Source organism: Acetobacter indonesiensis (assembly GCF_000963945.1).
Classification (GTDB): Bacteria; Pseudomonadota; Alphaproteobacteria; order Acetobacterales; family Acetobacteraceae; genus Acetobacter; species Acetobacter indonesiensis.
In genome coordinates, this window is the sequence record NZ_BAMW01000075.1 from 1 (window position 1) to 930 (window position 930).

The 930-nt window shown below is 55.1% G+C and carries 1 pseudogene; it reads right to left on the reverse strand.

Going from position 1 to position 930, the window contains the following annotated elements:
- A pseudogene (locus Abin_RS13975) lies at positions 1 to 930 on the reverse strand (IS701 family transposase); the annotation flags it as partial.

Sequence of the window (930 nt, forward strand, 5' to 3'; positions counted from 1 at the left end):
TTTCCTGTCTGGCGCTGTGTTTTTTTATTTCAGTGAGTTTGCCTGGTAGCGGACACTGGGCATGACGGCATAGCCGAGCATGACCAGAGAGACATGCCGATGCCAACCATGCCAGGAACGGGTTTCGTTATGATCAAGACCGAATTCGTTTTTGGCCGTCTCGAAACAGTCTTCGATCCTCCAGCGCGTACCCTCAACGTTCACGAGTTCCTGCATGATTGTTCCTTTTGGACACCATGTTGTAAAATAGGCAAGGTCTCCATCGGCGATGTTCCGGCGGATCAACAGGCCCCGTGTCCTTAGTCCGGCTATAGGGCAGTCAAATACTTCAGCATCCAGATCGGCAAGCGGAAGATACGCCCAGCCGTATAACCGCTCGCCCTTTGTGCCGCTTCCCGTTGACAGACGGTGCCAGGTCTGTTCTGGAAGATTTGCGGTAATATCTTTGGCTTCTCCTGCAATCAGTTGGCTTGTCGCCCATGACCCGAACCAGTGATTGCCTCTGACCCCAAGGACATATCCAATTCCTGCCTGGCGAAGGGTGCGTTCCACATCAACAACGCCATACACGCTGCCTGCTGCAACCCAGCGGAAGGGCACAGCGGCCTCAATACTCCGCTGAATCGTCATCTAGGCTAACGCCGGTTTGGTTGCAAACAGCACGTCATCAGAAACGTGGGCCTGCTTCAGGTGCTCACGGCTCGATCTCCAGTCTTTTGGGCGCGGTCAACAAAGGCGTGGCCCCGCGCCGATACAGAGGTGGCAAATACACCAATCTGGCAGTTCGTGATCTTGCCGACAGAGCCCGTATAGTGCTGCCCCACACCGCAGGACGCCTGACATTTCTTCAGAAAACCGGTCTCATTGATGACCAGCAGGCCCTCTTCAGTGCCCAGATGCTCGACCACATGCTCCCTGACGACATCGCGA